Annotated in this window: 3 protein-coding genes; all 3 read right to left on the bottom strand. The window is 45.1% G+C overall.

Annotation, left to right across the window (positions count from 1 at the left end; all coding sequences use genetic code 11):
• Positions 1–194 precede the first annotated feature (194 nt).
• Positions 195–998 (bottom strand): metal ABC transporter permease, encoded by an 804-nt coding sequence (locus tag ACG95_RS01590; RefSeq protein WP_152668263.1) that lies wholly within the window; start codon positions 996–998, stop codon positions 195–197.
• Positions 985–1,683 carry a metal ABC transporter ATP-binding protein gene (locus ACG95_RS01585; protein WP_047998826.1) on the bottom strand — a complete coding sequence of 233 codons (699 nt, stop codon included), beginning with the start codon at positions 1,681–1,683 and terminating at the stop codon, positions 985–987. The genes ACG95_RS01590 and ACG95_RS01585 overlap by 14 nt, the downstream gene beginning before the upstream one ends.
• A gap of 359 nt (positions 1,684–2,042) precedes the next feature.
• Positions 2,043–2,990 carry an alpha/beta hydrolase gene (locus tag ACG95_RS01580; protein WP_047998825.1) on the bottom strand — a complete coding sequence of 316 codons (948 nt, stop codon included), beginning with the start codon at positions 2,988–2,990 and terminating at the stop codon, positions 2,043–2,045.
• Positions 2,991–3,161 lie beyond the last annotated feature (171 nt).

The raw sequence follows: 3,161 nt of genomic DNA, 5'->3' as shown, positions 1-3,161 counted from the left end.
AGCAATTGACCAAACAATAGCAATTATCAGCATTTAGCACACCACTCCATCATCCGAGAAACCGGCCACGGGACCGTCCCCACAACTAAGGCTAGCACTGCCCGCTGGAGGCAAAAGTTTCAGTTCTCATCTATATTTATATACTAAAAAAGGAGCCACGACTTTTATCGCAGCTCCCAAACTCAATCTATTAATTAACTACCAACATGTAGTCGTTGATAACCCAACGCCACAAAATAGAAGACACATTCAATCGCCGCAATGAAGAAACTGACCGGTAAATTAGTGACATAACTCAGGTATAACCCCAGCCAGACACCGACCAGAGCAAACCCAATTGCCAGGAAGATCATCTTGCTAACGGTGTGCACAAAGTAACGGGCAGCAGCTGCTGGTAACGTCAGTAGGATAAAAATCAACAGTGACCCCACGATTTGAGCCGCCACACTAACACTCATAGCAACTAAGACTAGGAAAACTACTGAAATTGCCGTCGTCCACAATCCACTGACCCGAGCACCAATCGCATCAAACGAGTCAAATTTCAATGGTCGATACAGACAGAGCATGACCAATAAGACCACCGCTGACAGTACCGCCACTCGAATCACATCAGCACTAGCAATTCCGATGACACTCCCGAATAGGATGCTCGTCGCGTAACTGGACGTCTGATTCGACAGTGACAGGAAGAGAATCCCCAGACCGATAAACAGCGCTGAAATCGCTGAAATAGAGGCTTCTCGCCGGGACTGTTTGACACTCATCTGACCGACAATCACCGAACTGATCACCGTGAAAATCAGCATCCCACTCAGGGCAGTCCAGCCCATGAAGATCCCGAAAGCCGCACCCGCAAACCCAATTTCAGATAACGTATGCGTTAAGAAGGACAGATTACGGGCAATCACAAAGACGCCGATCGTCCCACAAATAATGGCAATAAACGTCCCTGCCAAGTAAGCATTGCGCATAAATACCAAGCTAAACATTGACATTAGTGACCTCCTTTAACTGCTCGACCGACATATCTGCCAACGCGCCGAACTGTTGCTGACCCGGCTTTAAAGCTAGATAATGTTTGGCATACTGCTTAGCTAGTGGCAAGTCGGGAGTCACAAAGAAGACCGTAATGTTGCTAGTTTGGTTCAAATTCTGTACCAAATTTAATAATTCGTATTTCATTTCATTGTCCAAGCTAGCCGTTGATTCATCAAGAATCAATAGTTGTGGTGCCTGAACAATCGCTTGTGCTAGGTAAGCTCGTTGCTTTTCACCACCAGAAACCATCCCTAATGGCCGTTGACGGATTTTCTTGAGATTCGTCACTGCCAAAGCTGTCGCTACTTGTTGCCGCTCCGCTTTCGATAGCCACGGCCGCCAGCCTTTAAGATTCAAACTGACAAAGTCTTCGATCGTTAACGGATATTCTTGATCTAAATTACGAAATTGTGGGACATAGCCCACTTTGATTGCTTTTTTACTTGGATAATAGTTGATCTGACCCGCCGTTGGTTTAATCATCCCGAGTAATGCTCGGATCAGGGTCGTCTTTCCAACCCCGTTTTCACCAATAACGGTTAAAAAGTCACCTTGTTCGATATTAAAGTCTAAATCTTTAAAGACCTGATTGTTGGGAAAACTGATTCCCAAGTGCTGGACGGCAATTAAGGGTTCCGTCATAAAGCTATCCCCAACCTTTCTAAAATAAAGTAAATAGTAATGATTACTATTTTAGTTTACCTGAAAGCATTTATTTGTCAATAGGTCCTACACAAAATCAGCATGTGTTAAGAAGCAATTCATTTGTAAACATTAACAAGACACCGGTAATTATTCCTAAACTTAGAATAGTCACCGGCGTTCTCGTTAACCAGAATAAACTGCCATATGTCGCGTGTTTCGACACTAATGAATCATCGAAATATTAAAATACGTCCCTTCAGAATCATCAACATTCTGAAGGGACGTATTTGAAATAACAGCTCTAATTCATTTAATTTCTCTACTTAGTTGATACTGGTTGTAACACGCATCGTTAATTACACGGTTAAACCAACTTGTTCCCGCAAAAATTCTTCCACCACTTCTTGATAACGATCAGGATGGGTCCGAATTGCTTGGACGTGTTCCGCATCTGGATCAACGTACAAGCCCTTTTGTTGCGGAATCTGATCATAAAGCGCATGTGCATTCCGCACCGGCACCGTTTGATCCTTCGACCCATGGATCATCAGAATCGGTATGCCACTCGTAACTACCTGTTGTAGAATCTGGCCGTCCTTGAAGGCATAGCCCGCCCGCATGCTAGCAAACCAGTTCGCCATCGGCATGATTGGGTACGCTGGCAAGTGGAATTTATGCGTCAGTCGAAACTTAGCTTCATCATAGAGATCCGCGTAACCACTGTCTTCGATCACAGCTTTGACGTTTTCAGGTAACGGTTCACCACTGGTTGCCATGACCGTAGCGGCGCCCATCGAAATCCCCATCAAGACAATCTCCACGTCCAGACCTAATTGGTTCACAGCCATCTTGATCCAGCGTTCATAGTCTAGGCGATCTAACCAGCCGTAACCGATTGTATGCCCCTGACTATCACCAAATGCGCGGGCGTCCGGCATCAGCACATCATAACCCAAACTCATGAAAACGCGGGCATAGGGAATCATCTGTTCACGTGAATGACCTAACCCGTGCGCCAAGATAGCTAAGCGACCGACCGTTTTAGGATTTGGAATATAGGTTGCTACCAGATTCAAGCCGTCAAACGACTGCACCATCCACTGTTGTTTCGGTTGTTTGAGGTACCAAAAATTTTCAATTTCAGTATTCTCAGAACGCGATAAGTCTTGTCCGCGTTGCTTTTGATCATCGCTAACGTGCATGGCTACTTGATAGGCAGCTAAACCACCCACTAATGACCCCACATAAGTTGCGGCACCAAGAGCACCTGCTAGCTTTAAGCCTAATTTTGTTGACTGCTTCAAACCGTCCACCTCCATTAAGTTCAATTTATCATAAATGGACAGAAAATGCTTACAAAAAAGGGCTGAGATTAAAAAGAGTGCGTCAGCAGGCGCTCAGGGACCGAGCATAGCCTAGGAATGGTAATGATTGTGCACTTTGCAATCGTTACTATTCCGTAGCTAAGCGGAGGT

Source organism: Lactiplantibacillus herbarum, from assembly GCF_001039045.1.
Classification (GTDB): Bacteria; Bacillota; Bacilli; order Lactobacillales; family Lactobacillaceae; genus Lactiplantibacillus; species Lactiplantibacillus herbarum.
Note: the sequence above shows the minus strand (reverse complement) of the source record. Positions and strands in the feature narration are given on the sequence as shown.